The sequence below is a fragment of the Microbacterium sp. APC 3901 genome (assembly GCF_030407765.1).
Lineage (GTDB): Bacteria > Actinomycetota > Actinomycetes > Actinomycetales > Microbacteriaceae > Microbacterium.
Map to the genome: position 1 here is coordinate 41,554 of NZ_JASDCU010000019.1, position 21,152 is coordinate 62,705.

The following is a 21,152-nucleotide window of genomic DNA, read 5'->3' on the forward strand; positions in this document are numbered from 1 at the left end:
CGCGCTCCGAAGGAGCGTGTCGCGCATCTCGCCCGTCGCTGTGCGAGTTGCCCTTCGACACGCGTGCGATGCCGGCTCAGCGCGGGTCGGGCAGTTCCCGCTCCACCCGGACGGGGCCGAAGGCCATGACGTACATCGCCTCGGCGACCGGCCCCACGCCTGGCCCGACTCCCACCGCGAGCCCCGCGGATCCGTCCTCCAGCGGCACGGAGAACCGGGCGTCATTCCACGAATGCAGTGTCAGCCGAAGCGACCATGGCCGTGGCGCCCCGAGTCCGAGTTCGGGCGGTCTCAGCGCCAGCGTGATCCTGTCCGCCTTGCTGGCTGCGAAGGAGTTCACAGGCGTACCTCCGTCCGTCCGATCGCTGAAGACGTGTCCCACTTCTTCGCCGAGGAGTTGCAGCCGCCGGACCGCCCCTCCGGTGCGCGGGACGAGCTTCAGGCTTCCCGCCGCATACCCAACGACGAGGTTCTCCTGGCTCGTCACCAAGGAAAAGGGAACAGCTGCGAACGACCCCTGCCGGAGGCCCTCAGACCTGGCGACTGCCGCATCCCACATGACTTGCAGACCCATGACCACTCCTCAAATTGCAGTGACTATGCAATATAGAGTGCACCCGAGCCAGGATCGCGTCAAGCAGTGCTCCGGACTTCCGCGAGGATCATCATCGTCTTGACCATCCAGTCGCGAAACGCGGTGCGGTCCCATCCCAGTGTCCGCGTGATCAGGAGGCGCGACTCCGCCGCAGTCAGCACCGTCGTCGTGTCCACGAGCCACTGCAGGTCACATGCATCAGAAAGCAGGCCGTCATCGCACATCGCCCCCCAGAACCGTCGGAGGAAGACATGCGTGGCTGAGCGCCATGCCTGGGCCGAGGCGTGCACGACCGCTTCCGACCCCTCGACTTCACCATTGACGGCCATGAGCGGCCCCAGCCGCTCGTGCATGTCTGCGACGCCGTCTGCGAACGCGACGATTCGCTCGCGCGCGGAAGGAGCGCTGAGCGCGCGAATGCTCCATTCCCGCTCCGGCAGAGGGACGTCGTCGAGGTCACCCACGATCCCGACCTCGATCACCCGTTGGAACAACGCCACCTTGCCGGCGAAGCGCACGTAGACGGTGCGCTCGCTCACCCCAGCGGCGTCTGCCACCGCCGCCAAGCTGGTCGACGCGTACCCGTCTCGGAGGAACAGCGCGGTCGCAGCGTCGATGATGCGCCGTTCGGTGCGACGGCGTCGCGCGCTGTTGGAGGCCGCCCGCGCATCCACCTGCTCGGGGTCGAGGGGCTCGGAACCGTTCACAGTCATCGAGCACCACGCTACCGGCTCGACACGAAGCCACCGTCGGCACCGTTCTCTCGTTGCACGGTCTCACCACTCTCCGGCCAGGCGCACGGCCACCGGTCGATGAAAGCATGTCCGGAAACGCAAAACCCCCGCCGCTTTCGCGACGGGGGTTTCAGCTGATGTGCGCCCGAAGGGACTCGAACCCCTAACCTTCTGATCCGTAGTCAGATGCTCTATCCATTGAGCTACGGGCGCTCCTGGACCGCTCAGCGGGCCGTAGAACAGCCTACAACAGACGCGACGCGAAAGCGAAACGAGGGCTCACTCCTCAACGTCGGGCGTGTTCTGCTTCTTCTTGCGCTTGGCCTTCGCGCGCTGCAGAGACGACAGAGCCTGCAGATCGACGAGGCGCAGGGCCTGCATCCGCGCCTCGCGCATGCGCTCGTAGTCGGGGTCCTGATCGGGCCGCATGCCTTCGACACGCAGTCGGCGATCGAGGTTGTGCCGCACGTCGGCCCAGGCGCCCTCGCGCGCCTCTTCGACGATGACGCGCAATGCCGCCTCGTCCTCCATCATGTCGCGCAGCTTGGTCGCGACCCCATGCGACTGCTTGGCCCGTCGACGCAGGTTGCGCACGTCGCGGTCCCGGTAGTCGTGGGTGCCCGAGGGGTCGGAGTGACGCCCGCGGGCGCGCTTGCGCAGCTCGGTCAGGTTGCGCTCGACCTCTTCGGACTCCTCGGCCATCGCCCGCAGCGCCTCGCGCGCGTCGGCGATGTACTTGTCCGTGTCGAAGACGCCGTTCTCGGCGATCGTGCCGATGAGGATGTGGTTCTTCACGGCGAGGCGCGCCGCAGCGGTCGCGATCGCGACGCCTTCTGCGATGGCATCTGCAGTTCGTCCCACCGCTACCTCCTTGCTTCGAGCGTACCGGTATCGCTCTCGGTTGCAGTGGGCCAGAATGGATCGGAATCGGGTCTCGATGACCTGCTCCACGACCGGCTGCATTCGCGATCGCCGCCAGGAGGGATGCGATGAAGCGTCTCACGCTCACCGGAAGCACGACGGTCATCACCGGCGCTGCGAGCGGGATGGGCGCGGACATCGCCCGTCTGCTGGCTCGCAGACGGGTGCATCTGGCGCTCATCGACCACAACGCCGACGGACTCGCTGCCCTGGCGTCCGAGCTCGAGGGCGCCACCGTCACCACGCACGTCGTCGACCTGCGCGACGACGACGCCGTCTTCGCCACAGCCGACGAGATCACCGCAGCGCACCGGCGTGTGAACGCCCTGATCACGTGCGCAGGCTCGTCGATGCTCGGCGATCTCGATCAGCTGACCATGGAGGAGATGCGCTGGCTGACCGATGTGAACCTCTGGGGAACCGTGTCGATCACGAAGGCGCTGCTGCCTGCCCTGCGTTCGACCCACGCCGCGCACATCACCCATCTCGCGAGCGTGTACGCGCTGGCCGCACCGGCAGGACGCATCCCCTACTCGCTGAGCAAGTTCGCCGTGCGCGGGTTCTCCGAGGCGTTGCGACACGAACTCGAGGGCACCTCGGTGACGGTCGGTGCCGTGTACCCAGCGGGCGTGCGCACGGGCATCATCCTGCACGGACGCTATGCCGCAGCGATAGACCCGGCGATCGCCGCCCGTGCCGCAGCCGCACAGGCGGCGATGTACCACACCGAGCCAGCGGATGCCGCCGCGCTGATCGTGCGGGCGACGGAGCGTCGCCGCGCGCGCACGATGGTCGGGCGGGAGGCGCGGCTGATCGATGTGCTCGCCCGCCTCGCACCGACGGGCTACTGGCGCATCATGCGCCGACCTCTGCGCGAGGCGATCGACACGACCACCCCGATCGTCTGATTCAGCGGACCGCGCCGACCCAGATCCCCGACGCCCACGCCTGCTGTTCACTGTCGCACCCGACGGCCCCGGGGTAGCCGCGCACGACCGCCATGCAGTTCGCGAGGAACTCGGGGTCGCCCCCGAAAGACGAGCGGTAGACGCCCGACGAGGTCAGCGCACCCCAGACCCGGAACTGATGGATATGGGCCAGCTCGTGCGCCATCGCCCAGTTCAGCTGGTCGACGCTCCAGTCGACGATGTCGGCGCGGTACTTGATGTATCCGCTGCCGTTCGCGCATGCCGGTGCGGTCCCTCCCGCACACGAGGCCGATTCGTAGAGGCCGACGCCCGCGCCGCCGACACGGTCGAGGGCGGCGCGCACCCGTGCGAATCCGTCCGGTCCGCTCGATGACCAGGCCGGGCCTGAGGGCGCCGCATACTGCGTCGCCTCCCAGCTCCCGACGTCCTGCCCGACCCTGTCGATGAGCGCGTGCACCGTGGCGGTGGCGGCGATGACCGTGGCCGGGTCCTTCCGCTCGGCGAGCACGGACGCCTGAGCCGACATCGCCGCCGCGCGGTGCGCCGACGTGTCGATCTTGCCGTCGGCTCCCGCCATGGCCTCGCGCAGCGCGGTGATCTCGACGACGAACGCGGGCCGCACCTCGAGCACGGCGGCGCGCGCAGCAGCGTCTTTCTCGGCGATCGCGATCGACCCTTCCAGGTGATCCGTGCGCATCTGCGCCGTGAGGGTCGACTGCGCGAGCGACTGCAGCTCGGCGATCGCCGCCGCCCTGTCCTCGTCGAGAGCGGCAGCGCGCGCGACCACGCCCGCAGCCAGCATCAGTGCGGCGACCATGGCGACGGAGAGGACCCGCCGGATCACGGAGACCGCCTCATGGCAGGAGACCCGAGGTGTCGGAGAGCAGCGTCTCCTGTTCGGCGATGGCCGTGCGCAGCGCGATCAGCCGCTCTGCGAGCCGAAGATTCGCCTCTCGTGCGACGTCGAGCCGCTCCTCGGCCTCGACCACGGCCGCCCTCGCCTCGTCACGCGCCTCGACGCGGTGCTGATCGGCGACCGCGATGAGCACCGTTCCACCGAGCAGCAGCAGGCCCCCGGCGATCACGGCGACGGCTCTCATATCGCTCCCCAGGACACGACTTTCCGGAACGATTCCGTAGGGCCAATATATCCTCGCCGGAGATGACTCTCCAGACCGCTGCGGCCCTCTCGACGCAGGGCAGTCCGGATGCTTACGCCGAGAAGGCCTGATCGGTCAGGCGCCGTTCCGCAGCCTTCTGGCCGCTGGCGAGGTGGCGGGGAATCATCCAGCGGAGAGTCTCAGTGTCACGAGCCTCGACCGCTTCGAGGATCAGGCGATGCTCCTCAGCCATCGCGAGCAGATCGTCGTGCTGACCGAAGAGCCAGCGCAGGCGCGTGACGAAGACCGCGATGAGCTCGCCGAGCATCTCATTGCCCGCGAGCTCGGCGGAGATCTCATGGAACTCGCCCGCCGCGATGCGGGCCGGTTCGACCTCACCGGCGGATGCGGCTGCGAACTCGCGCTCGTACGCGGCCCGGAGCCGCGCGATGCCCTCGTCGGTGTGGCGCTCGGCGGCGAAGACGAAGATCAGCGTCTCGATCGCCTCGCGGACCTCTCCGAAATCCTGGATGTCGCGATGCGTGAACTCACGCACGACGGCCCAGGTCCGCGGGCGCGCGACGACCACTCCTTCACTGACCAGAGTGCGGATCGCCTCACGCACGGGCAGCCGCGACACGTTGAGCTCGGCCGCGATGTCCCGTTCGATGAGACGTGATCCCGGGGCGCGCCGACCGAGCACGATGTCATCGCGAAGAACGCGCGTCACTCGCACCGACTCGAGTTCGCCGGTAGTCCCCACCCCCGCCATGCCGGAATTATGTCACTCGGGGACGCGTCCGACAAGTTTGGTATCCCAACGGCGCACATATATTACGGCGGTGGCGCTTCGTCGAACTGCGGAGACGAGTGAGGAGCGCATGCGTCGGCATCCGCTCCTCACTCTCCTGCGTCAGGGCAGACGGTTCGCGATGGCGAGGTTGGCCTTCAGCTCGTCGGCGTTCTGGCGCACGACGTACGCCGGGCGATCACGCTCGACTCGCCAGGATTCGCTGAGCGGGCCGACGTTGACCGTGTCGAATCCTGCCTCTTCGTAGAAGCGGGTGATGAAGGCGACCGCCTCGGCGTCGTCACCGGCCGTGGCGAGCGCGCGCCGATCGGGGGTGCCCGCCGGAGAGCCGTCGGTCGTGATGTCGGCCGCGAAGATGTGGTTGAACGCCTTCGCGATGCGTGAGGTGGGCAGCTGCGCCTGCAGAAGCTCCGATGTGGTCGTCTCGCCCTTGTCGAGGGCGTCGATGTGTCCGTCGCGCTCGAAGTAGTAGTTGTTCGTGTCGAGCACGATCTTGCCCGCAAGCTGCTCGACGGGCAGCCGGTCGATCTTGCCGAGCGGCACCGTGACGACGACGACGTCGCCCGCGGCTGCAGCGTCGGCGGCAGTCGCGGCCGACGCGCGATCTCCGAGTTCTGCGACGAGGTCCGCGAGGGTCTCCGGTCCGCGCGAGTTCGCGATCACGACGTCATAGCCGTTGGCCACGGCGACCCGTGCGACCTGGCTGCCGATCTGTCCTGCACCGATGATTCCGAGAGTAGTCATTCTCGGACCAACGCCTGCTCGGCGCTGCTATTCCCATGTCACACCGCGTGTCGCCGATCACACCGCGAGCAGGAAGCGCTCTTCGATCCGGTGGTAGCCGAGACTCTCGTAGAGGGTGATCGCCGAGGTGTTGAAGCCGAAGACATGCAGCCCCATCGAGTCGGCACCCAGTCGCGCCGCTTCGCGCTCAGCTGCGAGCATGAGGTCGCGACCGTAGCCCTTGCGGCGCTGATCGCCTGCGATCTCGATGTCGAGGATGAACGTGTGCGGGCGTCCGCCTCGGCGGCGGATGCCGATCCACAGCACCCCGACCTCGGCGCCGTCCACATGGGCGGTGAACAGCTCCTGCCCCTCTGAAGCGATGCCGTCGGGGAGCTCGAGCTCCATCTGCCGGTGCGACTCGACCGCCGCGTCCGCCGCCGAATAGCGACCGGATGCCACGAGGTCGGCGGCGAAGGCCGCCTCGGATGCCGAGGCGAAGCTCGTGAAGCGCTCGGGAGTCATCGGCGTCACGACGAGCCCACCGGGCGCGCGGGGCTCGCGCGACGGGAGCGGTTCGAGAAGCATCCGGATCGACGCGACCTCGAACCCTCGCCCCTCGACGAAGGCTCGGCCCGTGATGTCGGACGAATGCAGCGCGATGCTGAGGCGACCGACCTGCTGCCTGCGGGCCAACGACCTGAGCTCGTCGAGCAGGTCGTCGAGCTGTCGTCGACTCGGCTCGATCGCGAACGCGAGATCGACGATGATCAGCACCCCGTTGTTCGCGGCGAGCCAGACCGTGCCGACGCGGGCCCCGCCGTCATCGATCGTGAGGATGAGCGAGGTCTGGGTCTCATGGCCGGCCGGGAGCAGATCGTCGAGGACCGCGTCGACATCCGAGACGGCGTCCCCGCCGACGTGCATCCCCGACTCCTGTCGCAGAGTCACCAGGCGTGCCCGGGTGGCATCGCGCCAGTCGTCGAAGCGGTCGGCGCTGAGCGGATTCAGATCAACAGGCATGATTCCATCCTGCACCGCACGGCGCCGATGCTCACGCCTTGTGGAGCGCGTCCTCCGCCGCGACCCACGCCAGCATGGCGCACTTCACCCGAGCCACGTAACGCGAGACGCCCCCGAGCGCGGCCGCGTCACCCAGCAGTTCTTCATCCGGCTCGATCTTGCCCCGCGAGCGCATCGCCTCGCGGAAGGCGGCGATGCGGATCTCGAGTTCGTCGACCGTCAGCCCCTCGGCGAGCTCGGCCAGCAGCGAGGCGGATGCCTGCGAGATGGCGCAACCATGGCCCTCCCACGCGATCGCCTCGATGCTGCCGTCAGCATCACGGTGCACCTGCAGGGTGACCTCGTCGCCGCACGTCGGGTTCACCTGGTGCGACTGCGCCGCGATCTCGCCCCGCAACCCGAACCCGTGCGGGGTGCGGGAGTGGTCGAGGATGAGTTCCTGATACAGGTTCTGCAGGTCGCTCATGCGCCCCTCCGGAAGAATTCGATCGCACCTTCGACGCCCTCGATCACGGCGTCCACCTCGGCCTCGGTCGTGTACAGATATGCGCTCGCCCTGGTCGACGAGGTGATGCCGAGACGACGATGCAGCGGCTGCGCACAGTGGTGTCCCACGCGCACTGCGATGCCCCGGTCGTCGAGGAACTGCCCCACGTCGTGCGAGTGGATGCCGTCGACGTCGAAGCTCGCGAGCCCGACGCGCGGCAGGTCGATCCCGGCACCGAGCACGCGAACCCCGTCGATGGCCGTGAGCCCCTCGACGAGTCGCCTGCCGAAAGCCGCCTCGTGTGCGGCGATGCGCGGCATGCCCACCGCGGTCAGATAGTCGATCGCCGCGGCGAGCGCGACCGCCTGCGAGACCCGCTGGGTGCCGGCCTCGAACCGCTGCGGCGGCGGCAGGTAGGCGGCCTCCGTCGTGGTGACCGTCGTGATCATCGAACCGCCCGTGAGGAACGGCGGCATGGCCTCGAGCAGTTGACGTCGCCCGTAGAGGGCGCCGATGCCGGTGGGACCGAGCATCTTGTGCCCCGACAGCACGGCGAAGTCGACGTCGAGCGCGCGCACGTCGAGCGGCAGGTGAGGTGCCGACTGACAGGCGTCGAGCACGACCATGGCGTCGACCGCGCGGGCCAGTGCGACGAGCTGCGCGACGGGGTTGATCACACCGAGCACGTTCGACACATGGGTGAACGCAACGAGCTTGGTGCGCTCGGTGATGAGGGCGGCGGCGGCATCGAGTCGGAGGGCGCCGTCATCATCGAGCGGTATCACCCGCAGGGTCGCTCCCGTGCGGGCAGCGAGCTCCTGCCACGGGATGAGGTTCGCGTGGTGCTCCATCTCGGTGGTGACGATCTCGTCGCCCTCGCGCAGTCGAAGGCGCTCGGCGGCCGCTCCCCCGCGTCCGAGGGACGCGTTCGAGAGCGAGTAGGCGATGAGGTTGAGGGCCTCGGTGGCGTTCGACGTCCACACGATCTCGCCCTCGTCGGCGCCCACGAACCGGGCGACGGTGGCACGGGCATCCTCGAACACCTCGGTGGCCTCGGCGGCGAGAGTGTGCGCTCCGCGATGCACGGCGGCATTCAGCGTCGAAGCGAACTCGCGTTCTGCGTCGAGCACGGCGAACGGACGCTGCGAGGTGGCACCCGAATCCAGATACATCAGGGGATGCCCGTTGACCTCGGCGCGCAGGATCGGGAAATCCTCGCGGAGGCGCCGCACCTCGCCATCGGTCAGAGCGCCACCCCCTGGTGGTGCGATCACGTCGGATTCGCGAGAGATGCTCATCCTTCTAGCTTCTCATCTGACGCACCCCGCGGGGCGCCCTTGGCGTCGGCGGCGACGGTCAGGGCAGGACGAGGATGTGGTCCGTGTCTGCGAGTCCGAGGTCTCCCGTCGCCGGGTCGATATAGCGCAGCGTGACCCGATGGAGTCCGGGCCGGATGTCGACGAACGACACGATGGTCGCAGCATCCGTCAGCACCACGGTCGTCGCCGGGCCCCCGTCGATGGACACGGATGCCGTCGAGCCGGCGACGCCGCGGACATCGAGCGCGAGGTCATCGCGCTTGCCGTCGCCATCCGCATCCGTGCGGAAGATGACGCCATCCGAGTCTTCGGCGAGCCCCGGCACGGGAAAGTAGGTGCGCCCGGTCGACTCGCTCACCGTCTGCTCGCCCGAGGTCGGCGAGGTATGCCGCATCGAGATCGATATGCCCTGGTAGAGGGTGTCGACGTCGGGGCGCACCGCGAAGGTTCCGTCCGCAGCGACGAGCGCCGTGGCGATCACGCGTCCGGTCTCGTCGAGGATCTCGACTGCTGCGCCCGGTGTCCCGGTGCCGGTGATCGTCGGCGGAACACCCGTCGTCGGCAGGACGGGCCAGGAGATCGTCACCGGCAGCACGACCGGAGGATCCACGACCGGAGGGTCCACGACCGGAGGATCCACGACCGGAGGGTCCACGACCGGAGGATCCACGACCGGAGGGTCCACGACCGGGGGCTGCTGCGCAGGGGCGGACGGCGGTACCGCCACGGGCGGCGTGCGCACGTCCCCCGGTGTCAGAGGCTCAGTGATGTCCGCAGGAACCTGTGGCACGTCAATCGGATCCACGACGACCTCGCGTTCGCCCGGCTCCTCGGGGACGGGCGCGGGCGACTGCGGTTCGACGGGGGTCTCCGACTCGATGGGAGGTTCTGTCGGTGCCGGAGATTCGGTCGGCGCGGGGGCCCCTGCCGATCCCGGCGATTCGATGGGAGCCGGCGATGCGACCACGAGAGCCGACGACTCGTCGGCATCCGGGCCCACCGGCGCCAGCTGCGCGGCGACCGCAGCGACAGCGACGACAGCCGTCGCCGCAGCGACAGATCCACCGACCACCAGCCATCGCGACGTGTCCCGGGGCATCCAGCCGGCCATGGAGGAAGCCACGGCCGGCGCGGGAGATCCAGCCGAATAGGCCGCCGCCGCCGGTCCACCGATGATCACCGGCAGCAGGACCGCCCGCAGCTTCGACGAAGCCCGCTCGATCTCGGCACTGGCCATCGTGCATCGGGCGCAGCGTTCGAGGTGCGCGTCGAAGCGCGCGCGGTCGGAGCGCGCCACATGGCGCTTCCGCCCCTGCGCCACGATCCGCTCACAGGTCCACCGGCACTCGGGGTCGCGTCCCGGTTCCTTGATGTGCGCCTGCAGCCACGCGAGCTTGAACCCCTCCCTCGCCCGCGCTGCCAGCACCGAGACGGCGTTCGGGGTCATGCCCATGAGCGGCGCGATCTCTCGCGGCTTCATGCCCTCGACCTCGAGGTACCAGAGCAGGGTGCGCCATCGCTCGGGAAGGTCCTTGAACGCCGCGGTCAGCAGCGCCTTGTCTGACAGCATGTCGAGCGAGTCGTCGGTGTGCTCGACCGGCAGCTCGTCGATGTACTCGAGGGCGACGACGTCCTTCTGCTTGCCGCCCCAGGTTGCGGCAGCACTGCGCACGGCAGCGAAGATGTACGGCCGGAAGGCGTCGGTCGGCCCGCCGCCGTTGCGGATCGCACTGAAGGTCTTGGCGAAGGCCTCGCTGACGAGGTCCTCCGGATCGATCGAGCTCGTGATCGACCGCGCGGCGCGAAGTGCGGCCGGCGAATGACGATCCCAGAGCACGCCGAAGGCGCTGCTGTCCCCCGAGCGGGTGGCGAGCACGAGCTCGTCGTCGCTCACCTCGGAGTCGGCCCGCGTGCGGGGCTCGCGCACAGTCGACGCGCTCACGGTGTCACCCCGGTCGCACGCATCGAGTCGGGAGCAACGGGCGGGTTGTTCACGGGGGTCCCTTTCGACTTCTCATCTACCAGTCTCGCCACTGGGCGATCTGACTGGTATGTAGATTTGTATATGAGTTCTCCATGCTGAATAGAGAAGGTTCCATGACGTTTACCGAGGCTGACCCCGCCGCACCGAGCCTGCGGGACGCTCTGCGGGTCGCCGACGGACGGCTCTTCGCGCCGGCCCGAAGCACCCGCTTCGATTCGAGGACGTTCACCGGCGTGGAGTTCTACGATCCGTCGACCCCGACCTCCGAGTACGTCGACCGCATCGTGCTCGGTGCCGGTGTCGCGCCGACGCACATCGAGACGCTCCTGACCGAGCTGGCCGACGCCGGGGCGGCTGCTGTCGTGCTGCGCACCGCGGAGGACAGCACCCCTCGTGAGTCGTCGTCGACCGATGAGCAGCCCACCCTGGCTGTACTCCGCACCGACAGCGGAGACTGGGCGCAGCTCGCGAACGTTCTGGGTTCGCTGTTCGGTGCTCACTCGATCGGGCAGGTCAGCGGTGTGCGGATGGGAGACCTCTTCGCCCTGGCCAACGCCATCGCCACTCTGGCAGGCGGAGCGGTCAGCATCGTCGACTCCGCCGGCCAGGTGGTGGGGTACTCCACCCACAGCGAGCAGCCGATCGACGATGCCCGACGACGCACCACGCTCCTGCTGCAGGAGGACTTCGCGATCGTCTCCGACTCCCGCTACCGATCGCTGCTGCGTGACAGCGCGGCACGGCACTTCCCGTCGAGCACCGACCTCTTCGGCCGGGTGGGAATCGCCGTCCGGGCTTCCGGCGAACTGCTCGGCTCGATCTGGGTGATCCAGATCGACCCGTCGGCTGCTGCCCGCACCCGATCCCTGCTGCAGCAGATGGAGCCGATCGTCGCTCAGCATCTGCTGCGTGCGCGCGAGGACGCGGACGACCGGGACCACCGCACCTCCGGGCTCCTGCGCACCCTCCTCGAAGGCCGACAGCACGCACGCGGTGCGGCGTCTCAGCTGCTCATCCGCCCGGAAGACGGCTGCGTCGTCGTGTGCTTCCGCGCCAACACCTTCGACGACGTCCACGCCACGCGCGGGCTGCACAGGCTGCTCCACCTGGCGATCAGCGTGTCGAGCGCCGCCTTCCCCGGCTCGCACAGCGCAATCGTCGGTCCCGAGGTCGTGACGCTCATCGCCGGCCCGCACGACGCAGCGGTCGAGACATTCACCCAGGCCGTGATCCGCACCGACGGCGCGCTGATCGCCGGCATCGGTACGCGCGCCCATGACATCCCCGGCATCGCTCGCTCGTACCGCGAGGCCGGGGCCACAGCCGGCATGCTCATGAGTGCGTTCGACCACGGCGAGGGGCATCATCCCCGCATCGCGAAGTTCGACGGGATGCGTGATCGTCTCGCCCTCATGCAGGTCACCGATCTCATCGAGGGGCTCGACGCGGTCGTCGGCGACTCTGCGAGCATCCTTGCGCAGCACGACGCCACGCGGGGCACCGATCTGACACGCACGGTGCGCGTCTTCCTCGACCACCTCGGCAGCGTGCGCGAGACTGCGCACTCCCTGCACGTTCACCAGAACACCGTTCGGTATCGGCTCGAGGTGGTGCGCAACGAACTGGGGATCGACCTGGATTCACCGGATGCGCGGCTCTGGCTCTGGCTCCGGCTCTCCGGCACCCCGCGCAGCGCCGTCTGAGCGCTCATTCGATCGCCGCCGGCAGAAGAACGGTCGCTCCGGCGCGGCCCGTAGACGGATCGATGTACCGCGCAGCGATGAACTGCTCCCCGCCACCGGAGCGCACGACGATGCCGTCGACGACATCGTCCGGAATCCGGACCGTGCGCGAGCGTCCCTCGTCGTCGAGCACCTCGACCCACGAGGCAGGCTCGGCGTTCAGATGCAGGCAGCTGACAGCGCCGAGGGATGCTCCTGGGCACGCGTCCCCGTCGGCAGCCGCGATCGTCGGCGTCGCGAAGGTCAGCGGTCCGATCGTCTCCGCCCACTCGGTGACCCCGGTCGCCGCGTCGTACTGCGTGACATTGAGCAGCATCCCCTGATGTGTCGCCTCGCCTGAGACGTCCAGCACGAAGAGACCGTCTTCATCGATGAGGCCGGCGTCGAGGACGGCGCCGGTCTCGTCGGTCACAGAGACGACCGCACCTGGAGCGCCGACCCCTCGGAGCAGGTCAGGGACGAGCGAGTTCTGCGCGATCGACCGCGTGACCTGGAAGCCCGACAGATCGACGAGGGGCGGCGTCTGCGCCGGCGCCTCGGTCGGCGGAGCAGGGGCAGGCGCAGGCGCCGGCGCCGGCGCCGAGGAGATCGGAACGATGTCGTCACTCACGATCTGAGGGCGGTCGTCCTTCCCGTCGTCCTCGCCCTCGGGGGCTGCGTCATCTGACCGATCGCTCTGCACCTGGTCCGGTGCCACCTCGGGCTCGGGCGACGGCGAGGGCTGCGGTTCAGGCGTCGGTGCGGGCTCGATCGGCGGGGTCGACGGGCGTGGCAGATCATCGACGGGCGGACCGACCTCACCGGCGATCACCGTGTCGGCGAACGAAGGGGTGAGGTCGGAGCGGTCGGAATCCGCAGTCGACAGACCGAGCACGCTGCCCGCGAAGATGATGCTCCCGACCACGACCACGGCGGTGGCTGCCAGAGCGGCCAGGCCTCCCGCCGGCGCCAGAGCACCCGTTCCATGTGCGGCGACAGGTGCGCCGGCACCGAACGACGACGTCGGCTCCTGGGCCCACCCGGACGAACCGGCCAGTGCGACCGAGGGAGCCGCTGCCACGACCCCGGCCTCGGCAGTGACGTCACCCGTGTAGATCGCCGCTGCCGAGCCGCCGAGCAGCGCGGCGGGCAGGATCGAACGCAGCCGTTGCGAGACGCTGTCGATCTCGGCAGCGACTATCCGGCATCCACCGCACACGGTCATGTGCTCGGTGAAACGCCGCGCGTCATCGGCAACCAGTGAACGACCTCGCTTGGCCACGACGCGCTCGCAGAACCATCGGCAGTCATCCGGCCTGGAGGGATCGTGGATGTGCGCCTCCAGCCAGGCTCTGCGGAAGCTGTCGCGTGCGCGCGCGGCCAGGGCCGAGACCGCGTTCGGGGTCATTCCCAGGAGGGGCGCCAGTTCCCGCGGCTTCATCCCCTCGACCTCGAGATACCAGAGCAGGCTGCGGTGCCGTGCCGACAGCGTGCCGAACACCGCGGCGATGCTGGACCGCTCGGCGATGCGTTCGAAGGCGTCGCCGCCTTCCCCTGACAGGTCGCGCTCCGACACCGTGTCGATCGAGAGTGCACTCCTGTTCTGAGCCCATCGCGCTGCGGTGTTGCGCAGCGTGGCGAGAAGATAGGGCCGGAAGGCGTCGCTCGGACCACCGCCCGCCTTGGTCACCCGGAGGATCGACGCGAACGCCTCGCTCACGAGATCGTCGGGATCCGATGACGGCGAGATCGCCCTGGCAGCGCGTCGGGCGGCGTCGACGTGACGACGCCAGAGGAGGGCGCAGTCACCGATGTCACCGCCCCGCACGGCGTCGATGATCTGGGCATCGGACGGCTCGTCCGGGATGTCGTCATCGCCGTCGAACGTCGTATGGGGATTCATGTTGCTCCGGATGCGGTCAGGGCCGACGTCGCAAGGGAAGCGCCGGAGGCGAATGAGGGACGAGGCAGTGGGGATGCCTCGTCCCTCCGACTCTCGTGAGAGTCGATTCCGCGGGGAGAGGGTTCGGCCGGGGAGCGGTCGACCTCTGCTGTGCGGGCGTCGGCCGGGAACCCGACGCGAGGCCGATGGCCATACCTACAAGACCGGTATGACCGGAAAACATGACGGCAGCGGCCTGAGTTTCTCGCAAAGAGGCGCATCAGCCGGCACTCGCCGCCGTGTCCACCGGAGCGAGCGACAGGAAGCGCATCCTGTTCTCGCCGTAGAAGCAGGTCTGCACCATGAACTCGCCGGTCATGCCTGCGAGTGCCTCGACGTTCGACCACTTGGGAGTGTGTCTCTCCTCCATGACCTCGTAGACGACGTCGGAGCCCGCCACCTTGACCCGCTGACCGATATCCCATCCGAGAATCACATCGCCGCCGCAGTTGTTGTGCGCGGCGAAGAGCGGGAGCACATCGTCGATCCGATAGCTGACCATCTCGGTGAACGTGCCGTCGCAGTGGTCGAGCTCGACCATCCCGCCCTCAGCCCCGAGCCGGATCGTCGGCAGCTCGTCGGGTGCGACGATCTGATGGAGCTGCTTCAGCACCGAGACTTTGGCGTCACCGGTCACCTTGTCGACGAGGTCCGGGGCCAGCACGGATGCCGAGAGGAAGGACGCTCCGAGTCCGACGAGCACGATGCTCGCGAACAGCAGACCGCCCCGTCGCCGCGGCCGGCGATCCGGGGCGGTGGCACCCGAGTCGGCGCGGTCCACTGCGATGTCGGCCGTCATGAGTCGATTTCAGCTGGACGATGAGTGGCGCGGCGACCGCTGCGATTCTTGCTCCCGCGTCGCGGCATGATGACGATGAACGTGAGCACGGGGACCCCGACGATGAGCAGGGCCCACCACGGGAATCCAGCCGGGTCGGTCGCGTCCGCGATCGTGACGACGGAGGAATCCTCGGTCGGAGCGTCGATGCGTTCGGCACGCACGAGAAGACGGTGGGTGTTGACGCCCGTGGGCGTGCACGTCACGAGCGTGAGATAGTCCTTGCCTGCGACCTGGCGCAGGTCCTCCGCATCGTCGGGCAGCACGGTCTTGGTCTGGTCGACCTCGTAGTACAGGTCTTCGCCCAGCGTGCTCACGACGATGACGTCGCCCTCGACGAGTTCGTCGATGTCATCGAAGAGCGTCGCCTGCACGAAGCCGTTGTGCCCGGTGAGCACCGAGTGCGTCCCGGCACCGCCCACAGGAAGAGACGAGCCGTAGAGGTGGCCGATTCCGCGAGACAGCGTCTCTTCGTCGGTGCCGTGGAAGACCGGCAGATCGACCTGGATGCGCGGGATGCGAATCCGGGACATCGTGTCGGTTCCCTCAGCGGCCAGAGTGTCGAAGTACGCAGACGCGCCATCGCCGATCGCCGTCTGCTGACCGTCGGTGCCGAGTGCGTACGGGTCGCGCAGCGGTCCGGTCGGCAGGTTCTCGTTGTACTCCTCGGCCGCGGCGAGCATCTCGTCGACCGCGTCATCCGGAATCTGCTCGACGGACTGCACGTAGCCGTCGACATCGGTGTCGTGACTCCAGGCGGAGAACCACGAGGCTGCGGTCGGATAGACGAGCACCACGATGCCGATGGTCGCGATGAGCATGACGATCGACTGGCTCCAACCCCACCGCGTCCTGTGCACGGTGGCACGCGTGGAGGGTCGAGCCGGAGCATCCGGTGTGGATGCATCGATGAGGGTCATGCTGCGCTCTCTGTTCGGAGGAAGTGAAGACGAAGTCGGAAGTGAATGGGCCGTGCGGGGGAAGGGATGTCACCTCCCCCGCACGGCCGGTCTTTCGGGTTATGCCTGTGCGGCGGCCTTGCGGCGGCTGCGGATGGCGAGCAGGACTGCTCCGCCGAGCAGCATGACGCCACCGGCGAGGAACAGGGTCGTGCCGGTGCCACCGGTCAGCGGCAGGGTGAAGCCGGCGTTCGAAGGAACGTTGACGACCTCGAGGTCGACGCCCACAGCCGAGGTGGCTTCGGTGACGGTGAACTCGATCGGCGCTGCGAGCAGCTCGAATCCGTCCGGCGCGACGATCTCGGCGAGCCAGTACGACTGGTAGCCGTCTTCGCCCACGGCGACCGTGGCGTTGTCAGCCCAGTCGGAGTAGCGCAGACCCGAGATGGTCACGGTGCCGTCAGCGGCGACCGCGAACTCGGTCGAGCCGGCGAGAGCGATGGCGTTGGTGCCGTCGATCGCGTCTTGCTGGGTCGGGTACACCGAGAACACGGCGCCGGTGAGCGGTGCGCCGGCCTTGTCGGTCTTCTCGATCGTGATGTCGCCCCACTTGGTGATGACCTCGGGGGTGACGGTGGGTCCGCCGGGCTCGCCCGGGGTGACCGTGTACGAGCCGGCGTTCGGGTAGAGCACTGCCGTGTTGGCGATCTCGCCGACCGTGTTGACCTCGGTCGTGACGATGACCTGCACCTGCGTCGCGGGGTTGGCCGCGAGCACTGCGAGACCGGAAGCGGTGAACTCGACCGTGACCGCGTTGGTCGCAGCGTCGTGGACGACCGTGTAGTCGCCCGCGGCGAGCGGGGTTCCGTCGACGAGCGAGACGGCAGCGCCGACGTAGTCGAGCTTCGCGTCGAGCGTGTCGACGATCTTGTAGGCGTCGATGACGGCGACGTTCGGGATGTCACCCGTGATCGTGAACTCGATCTCGTCGCCGAGCTTGACGTCTTCCGAGTCCTCGACGGTCTTGGTCGCCTCGGTCAGGGCGTTCTTCGGGTACACGTGCACGTCGTACAGCCAGGTGCTGTCATCGGCGGGATCCGTCAGCGGCACCGTCACGAGGAACGGCGCAACACCGGTCGAACCGGCCAGCGGTGCGGTCTCGACGACGAAGTAGAGGCCGAGGTCGAGGTTCGCCAGAGCGATCTCGCCGTTGGCGTCGGTCAGCGTCTGGCCACCGATCGCACTGGCCGTGTAGCCGGCTGCAGTGATGTCTGCGACGCTGTCGGGGTCGAGGTCGGCGAGGTCGTTCGCGTCGATCCATCCCTGGTTGCTCGTCAGGTCGATCGTGTCGACCTTGTAGACCGTGAAGCCCACGCCCGGCAGCGGTGCCAGTGCGACGTTCTGCTCGGTGCCGTCGTTCGGCAGGCCGGTGGGCGTCTCGGGAGCCTCGAACTTGTGGATCGTCAGCGAACCGACAGCATCCGGGTCGACGAGGTTGGGCGTCGCGGCGCTTGCAGGCGCTGCGAGGGTGAGCGCGGCGACGCCTGCGACGAGCAGGCCTGCCGCGACGCGGGATCCGCGTCCGTTGGTGGAAGTGTTCACTGTGTCTCTCTCTAGGTGGCCAGGTCGCCCTGGTGGTGTACAGGTGGTGTGTTGGTGGGAAGTACAGATCAGGTCTGCGGGTCTTCGGTCTCGACACGTGTGCTGCGGCGGCGGACCCAGAGGGCCAGCCCGCCCGCGGCGAGCACGGTCAGGGAACCGGCGAGGATGTAGGGCAGTGCGCCCGTCCCCCCGGTGGTCGGAAGGGTCATCGCGGGCACATCCCGCACCGTGATCAGCTGACCCGCGGAAGTCACCGCCTCATCGCCGCCCGCGGTCACGCTCACGGTGCGGTCGGGGTTGATGGTGAACTTCACCGGAGCCGCGAGCAGGCTGAACCCGTCAGGTGCGGTCAACTCGCTCAGCCAGTAGCTGCCGGCAGGGATGCTGTCGATCTGGAACAGTCCGGTCTCGACGCCGCCGATGGTGAAGGGCAGTGCCGCACCGGGCTCGCCGTTCGCATCCTCGAGGATCGCGAACGAGGATCCGTCCATACGCACCCACGTGTTCGCGGCCGCTTCGCCGACCTTCTCGATCTGCAACGGAATGCGGAACGGCTCGACGGGAGTCTCGGTGGAGTCCTCGTTCGAGGTGACGGGACCACCGTCGGGGTCGGTACCCGTCGAGTAGGCCGTGTTGATCACGAGCTCCGAGTCGACGTCGTCCTGATCGATGACGTACGGGGCGTTCGCCACGCAGTGCGCGATCTGCGTCGGCGCGATCGTCGTCGGCGCGCAGGTGACGGTGATGCTGCGATCGGTGAGCCGGTCGTCGACCACGGTCACGTTCGCGATCGTGACGTTTCCGGTGTTGGTGACATCGAACTCGTACATGATGTGGTCGCCGAGGCCCGTCACACCGTCCTGGTCGATGTCGACGACCGAGGCGGTCTTGTCGAGCACGATCTCGGGTGTCCATACGGCCGGGATGACCTCGTCATCGGTGTCGGTCACGTTCGGGCCGACCGCCGGAGTTCCGGTGGCGCGCGCGACGTTGGTCAGCGGCGCGTTGTCGAGGTCGGCCTGCTGCACCACGTACGTGGCCGTGCAGGTCATCGTCGCTCCGCTGGCGAGCGTGGAGCCCTGGGCCGGGGTGCACGAGAGGGTGCTCATGTCACCGACACCCGAGAAGGCGTCCTCGGTGATGTTCACGTTCGTGAGGTTGGTGTTGAGCGTCGTGTTGGTCGGCGCCTTCGGGGTCGTGTTCGTCGCGACGAAGGAGTAGGTGATCACGTCGCCGACCGTGGTGTAGACCTTGTCGGGGTCGGTGTCGCTGGTCACTGCGACTCCGTTCACGGCCGTGATGCGCTTGACGATGTCGATCGACGGCTGGATGACCTCGAGCGAGGCGTTGGCCGGCGGGTTGAGATTCGTCGTGATGTTGACGGGCCCGTTGATGTAGGTGCCGTTGACCGTCGAGGTGACGTCGACCGTGATCGTGCACGATGCCTGACCGAGGGCGAGGTCGCCGCCGGTGACCGACACCGACGCTCCCCCGGCGGGAGCCGTCACCACGTAGGCCGCGCCGGTGCGCTGGACGCAGGTGCCGCCGACGTTCGGCGCCGCCGCGATCCGCAGGTTCGCCGGCAGAGCGTCGGTGATGAACCAATCGCTCTTGGCCATGAGATCGCTCGTGTTCGTGACGGTGAGCGTCATCTTCGAGGTCGATCCGTTGAGGATCACCGTCGGGCTGAACGCCTTGTCGAGCTGCGGGGTGACGTCGACGATCTGCGGCAGGTCGAAGGCGACGTCGTTGCCGGCGCCGGTGGCGGTCGCGTTGTAGAGCTGGAGTCCGAGGTTCGCCGTCGTGCCGACGGGAACCTGGTAGGCCGCAGACTGCAGCTTCGCGATCTGCGTCTCCCAGATCGTGTTGTTCGTGCACGGGTTCAGCCCGGTGCTCAAGACGATCGGGTTGCCGTTCACGATCAGGCTGAAGGTCTCTTTGGGCTGGTTCGCTCCACCGGCGGCCGGGCAGTTGACGGCCGCGAAATAGGCGGACACGGCGTAGTAGTGGCCGGCGATCGCGGGGATCGTGTTCACCGTGCGGAACTGCGTACCTGCGGCGATGTTGCCACTCGAGGCGTTGGTGTAGGACGTCAGCACCTGGTTGGTCGCCGCCTGCGTGGTGGTCTGGCCCTGTGCCACACCCAGCGCACGCGCCATCTGCTGCAGGGTGCTCCAGGTGGTGCTGACGTTGTTGAGGCAGCCCAGGTCGGTGATCGGAGCCGTCGGAGTCGCACCGCTCATGATCCAGCCGTTGCACTGATTGCCCGCCGGCGTGTACTGCGTCGAGGCCGTGTAGGTCGAGTTGGCAGCCGCCGCACCGCCCGTGTAGGTGGTGATCGAACGCGCCGCGAGCGCTGCGCTCTGATTCGAGAAGTCCTCGGTGTACACGGGCGTGCCCGCCTGCGGGGTGCCGGGAGTGCCGGGCACCGTCGCCGCGGCCGTGACGCCGCTGTAGGGTGCGACAGTCGCGCCGGCGACGAGCACGCCGGCGATGGCGAGCACGCCGAGCAGTCGCGTCATCGCCCGTCGGCGAGGCGCGACTCCGGAGCGTGATGACCGCTCCGCGTTGCGGTGGTGTGAGCGAATGCTCATGAATGTCCCAATCCCGGCGCGCCGATCCCGTCCGCCAGGTATGGCGAAGCGGAGAGGCGGATGCCTGTACCCGAAAGTCGTGTGTGTCCCCAGTGCGATACAGGAAGCCGAAGCTGCCCGTCACATACCCAGACCTCGACGCGGACTTTTTATGACGGGCCGTGAGAAATCTTTTTTCCTCGGTGCCCAAGGGCCTGCCCTAAACTCGCACCATGTTCAGCGCCGAGACCCTCGCGGCCTTCGTCGTGGCGGCGTTCGTCATGGTCGTGATACCGGGGCCGACGGTGCTGTTCACGATCGGCCGAGCCATGGCTCTGGGGCGGCTCGGCGGGTTCCTCAGCATCCTGGGCACGGCCCTCGGATCGATCCTGCTCGTCGTGGGCGTCGCGCTGGGAGTGGGCACGGTGGTCGCGCAGTCGGTCGTGCTCTTCACGATCGTGAAGGTGCTCGGTGCCGGTTACCTGATCTTCCTCGGCATCCAGGCGATCAGGCATCGCAAGGACACCGCTGCCACCGTGACCGGGCCGGTGGCGAGGCGATCAGGTGTGCGTCTGCTCGGCGAGGGATTCGTCGTCGGCGTCACCAACCCCAAGTCGATCGCCTTCTTCCTGGCGATCCTTCCGCAGTTCGTCGACCTGCACGCCGGGTCGGTGCCGATGCAGCTCCTGGTGCTCGGCACGATCGTCGTCGCGATCGGTGTCGCGTGTGACGCGATCTGGGTGCTGCTGGCCAGCGCTGCGCGGGAGTGGTTCGGTCGGTCTCCTCGCCGCATCGAGGCCATGGGCGCCACCGGAGGCAGCCTCATGATCGCGCTCGGTGCCTTCCTGCTGGTGTGGAGCGAGAAGCCCGCGAACGCCTGAGGCCGGACGTCACATCCGGGAGAAGCGCGCGCGGACCATCGAGAAGACGCCGTAGACGGCGAGGCCCACC

The 21,152-nt window shown here is 68.2% G+C and carries 19 protein-coding genes and 1 tRNA gene; 3 read left to right on the top strand and 17 right to left on the bottom strand.

Going from position 1 to position 21,152, the window contains the following annotated elements; all coding sequences use genetic code 11:
- Positions 1 to 76: 76 nt before the first annotated feature.
- From QMA07_RS15510 to QMA07_RS15525, 4 genes are all read right to left on the bottom strand, one after another.
- Positions 77 to 574 carry a hypothetical protein gene (locus QMA07_RS15510; RefSeq protein WP_290163487.1) on the bottom strand — a complete coding sequence of 166 codons (498 nt, stop codon included), beginning with the start codon at positions 572 to 574 and terminating at the stop codon, positions 77 to 79.
- 59 nt (positions 575 to 633) lie between these two features.
- A complete protein-coding gene (locus QMA07_RS15515; RefSeq protein WP_290163489.1) occupies positions 634 to 1,308 on the bottom strand; it encodes a TetR/AcrR family transcriptional regulator in 675 nt (224 codons plus the stop codon).
- 161 nt (positions 1,309 to 1,469) lie between these two features.
- Positions 1,470 to 1,542: transfer RNA gene (locus tag QMA07_RS15520), tRNA-Arg, on the bottom strand.
- Positions 1,543 to 1,608: 66 nt separating this feature from the next.
- Positions 1,609 to 2,190 (bottom strand): asparagine synthase, encoded by a 582-nt coding sequence (locus QMA07_RS15525; RefSeq protein ID WP_290163491.1) that lies wholly within the window; start codon positions 2,188 to 2,190, stop codon positions 1,609 to 1,611.
- A 128-nt stretch (positions 2,191 to 2,318) separates the two neighbouring features.
- Here QMA07_RS15525 and QMA07_RS15530 point away from each other — a divergent pair, with 128 nt between their 5' ends.
- The gene (locus QMA07_RS15530; protein WP_290163494.1) at positions 2,319 to 3,158 is read left to right on the top strand and encodes an SDR family NAD(P)-dependent oxidoreductase; all 840 of its coding nucleotides are present in this window, start codon (positions 2,319 to 2,321) and stop codon (positions 3,156 to 3,158) included.
- Between the two features lies 1 nt (position 3,159).
- On the opposite strand, the gene QMA07_RS15535 is transcribed toward QMA07_RS15530, so the two are convergent.
- The 8 genes from QMA07_RS15535 to QMA07_RS15570 all read right to left on the bottom strand — a co-directional run bounded on the left by QMA07_RS15535 (position 3,160) and on the right by QMA07_RS15570 (position 10,584).
- Positions 3,160 to 4,023, bottom strand: coding sequence for a hypothetical protein (locus tag QMA07_RS15535; RefSeq protein ID WP_290163496.1), 864 nt, complete (start codon positions 4,021 to 4,023; stop codon positions 3,160 to 3,162).
- A 10-nt stretch (positions 4,024 to 4,033) separates the two neighbouring features.
- Positions 4,034 to 4,279, bottom strand: a complete 246-nt coding sequence (locus tag QMA07_RS15540) for a hypothetical protein (RefSeq protein WP_290163499.1) — start codon at positions 4,277 to 4,279, stop codon at positions 4,034 to 4,036.
- A gap of 112 nt (positions 4,280 to 4,391) precedes the next feature.
- The gene (locus QMA07_RS15545) at positions 4,392 to 5,051 is read right to left on the bottom strand and encodes a GntR family transcriptional regulator (protein WP_290163500.1); all 660 of its coding nucleotides are present in this window, start codon (positions 5,049 to 5,051) and stop codon (positions 4,392 to 4,394) included.
- A gap of 141 nt (positions 5,052 to 5,192) precedes the next feature.
- Positions 5,193 to 5,834: an NAD(P)-binding domain-containing protein gene (locus QMA07_RS15550; protein ID WP_290163503.1), complete on the bottom strand. Its 642-nt coding sequence runs from the start codon at positions 5,832 to 5,834 to the stop codon at positions 5,193 to 5,195.
- Positions 5,835 to 5,891: 57 nt separating this feature from the next.
- A complete protein-coding gene (locus QMA07_RS15555) occupies positions 5,892 to 6,836 on the bottom strand; it encodes a GNAT family N-acetyltransferase (RefSeq protein WP_290163505.1) in 945 nt (314 codons plus the stop codon).
- Between the two features lie 31 nt (positions 6,837 to 6,867).
- Positions 6,868 to 7,302: a Fe-S cluster assembly sulfur transfer protein SufU gene (gene sufU, locus QMA07_RS15560; protein WP_290163508.1), complete on the bottom strand. Its 435-nt coding sequence runs from the start codon at positions 7,300 to 7,302 to the stop codon at positions 6,868 to 6,870.
- Positions 7,299 to 8,621: a SufS family cysteine desulfurase gene (locus tag QMA07_RS15565; protein ID WP_290163511.1), complete on the bottom strand. Its 1,323-nt coding sequence runs from the start codon at positions 8,619 to 8,621 to the stop codon at positions 7,299 to 7,301. Before QMA07_RS15565 ends, sufU begins: the two co-directional genes overlap by 4 nt.
- A gap of 58 nt (positions 8,622 to 8,679) precedes the next feature.
- A complete protein-coding gene (locus tag QMA07_RS15570; RefSeq protein ID WP_290163513.1) occupies positions 8,680 to 10,584 on the bottom strand; it encodes a sigma-70 family RNA polymerase sigma factor in 1,905 nt (634 codons plus the stop codon).
- A 155-nt stretch (positions 10,585 to 10,739) separates the two neighbouring features.
- Here QMA07_RS15570 and QMA07_RS15575 point away from each other — a divergent pair, with 155 nt between their 5' ends.
- Complete coding sequence (locus QMA07_RS15575) at positions 10,740 to 12,329, top strand: helix-turn-helix domain-containing protein (RefSeq protein WP_290163516.1); 1,590 nt, start codon at positions 10,740 to 10,742, stop codon at positions 12,327 to 12,329.
- Between the two features lie 4 nt (positions 12,330 to 12,333).
- On the opposite strand, the gene QMA07_RS15580 is transcribed toward QMA07_RS15575, so the two are convergent.
- The 5 genes from QMA07_RS15580 to QMA07_RS15600 form a co-directional block, all read right to left on the bottom strand.
- The gene (locus tag QMA07_RS15580) at positions 12,334 to 14,250 is read right to left on the bottom strand and encodes a sigma-70 family RNA polymerase sigma factor (RefSeq protein ID WP_290163518.1); all 1,917 of its coding nucleotides are present in this window, start codon (positions 14,248 to 14,250) and stop codon (positions 12,334 to 12,336) included.
- Between the two features lie 259 nt (positions 14,251 to 14,509).
- Positions 14,510 to 15,088 (bottom strand): hypothetical protein, encoded by a 579-nt coding sequence (locus tag QMA07_RS15585; RefSeq protein WP_290163520.1) that lies wholly within the window; start codon positions 15,086 to 15,088, stop codon positions 14,510 to 14,512.
- Positions 15,085 to 16,047 carry a class C sortase gene (locus tag QMA07_RS15590; protein ID WP_290163522.1) on the bottom strand — a complete coding sequence of 321 codons (963 nt, stop codon included), beginning with the start codon at positions 16,045 to 16,047 and terminating at the stop codon, positions 15,085 to 15,087. Before QMA07_RS15590 ends, QMA07_RS15585 begins: the two co-directional genes overlap by 4 nt.
- A gap of 99 nt (positions 16,048 to 16,146) precedes the next feature.
- Positions 16,147 to 17,628: a SpaH/EbpB family LPXTG-anchored major pilin gene (locus QMA07_RS15595; RefSeq protein WP_290163525.1), complete on the bottom strand. Its 1,482-nt coding sequence runs from the start codon at positions 17,626 to 17,628 to the stop codon at positions 16,147 to 16,149.
- A gap of 68 nt (positions 17,629 to 17,696) precedes the next feature.
- Positions 17,697 to 20,222, bottom strand: a complete 2,526-nt coding sequence (locus QMA07_RS15600) for a prealbumin-like fold domain-containing protein (protein ID WP_290163528.1) — start codon at positions 20,220 to 20,222, stop codon at positions 17,697 to 17,699.
- 212 nt (positions 20,223 to 20,434) lie between these two features.
- On the opposite strand from QMA07_RS15600, the gene QMA07_RS15605 reads away from it, so the two are divergent.
- Positions 20,435 to 21,082 (top strand): LysE family translocator, encoded by a 648-nt coding sequence (locus QMA07_RS15605; RefSeq protein ID WP_290163531.1) that lies wholly within the window; start codon positions 20,435 to 20,437, stop codon positions 21,080 to 21,082.
- The last annotated feature ends 70 nt before the right edge of the window (positions 21,083 to 21,152 follow it).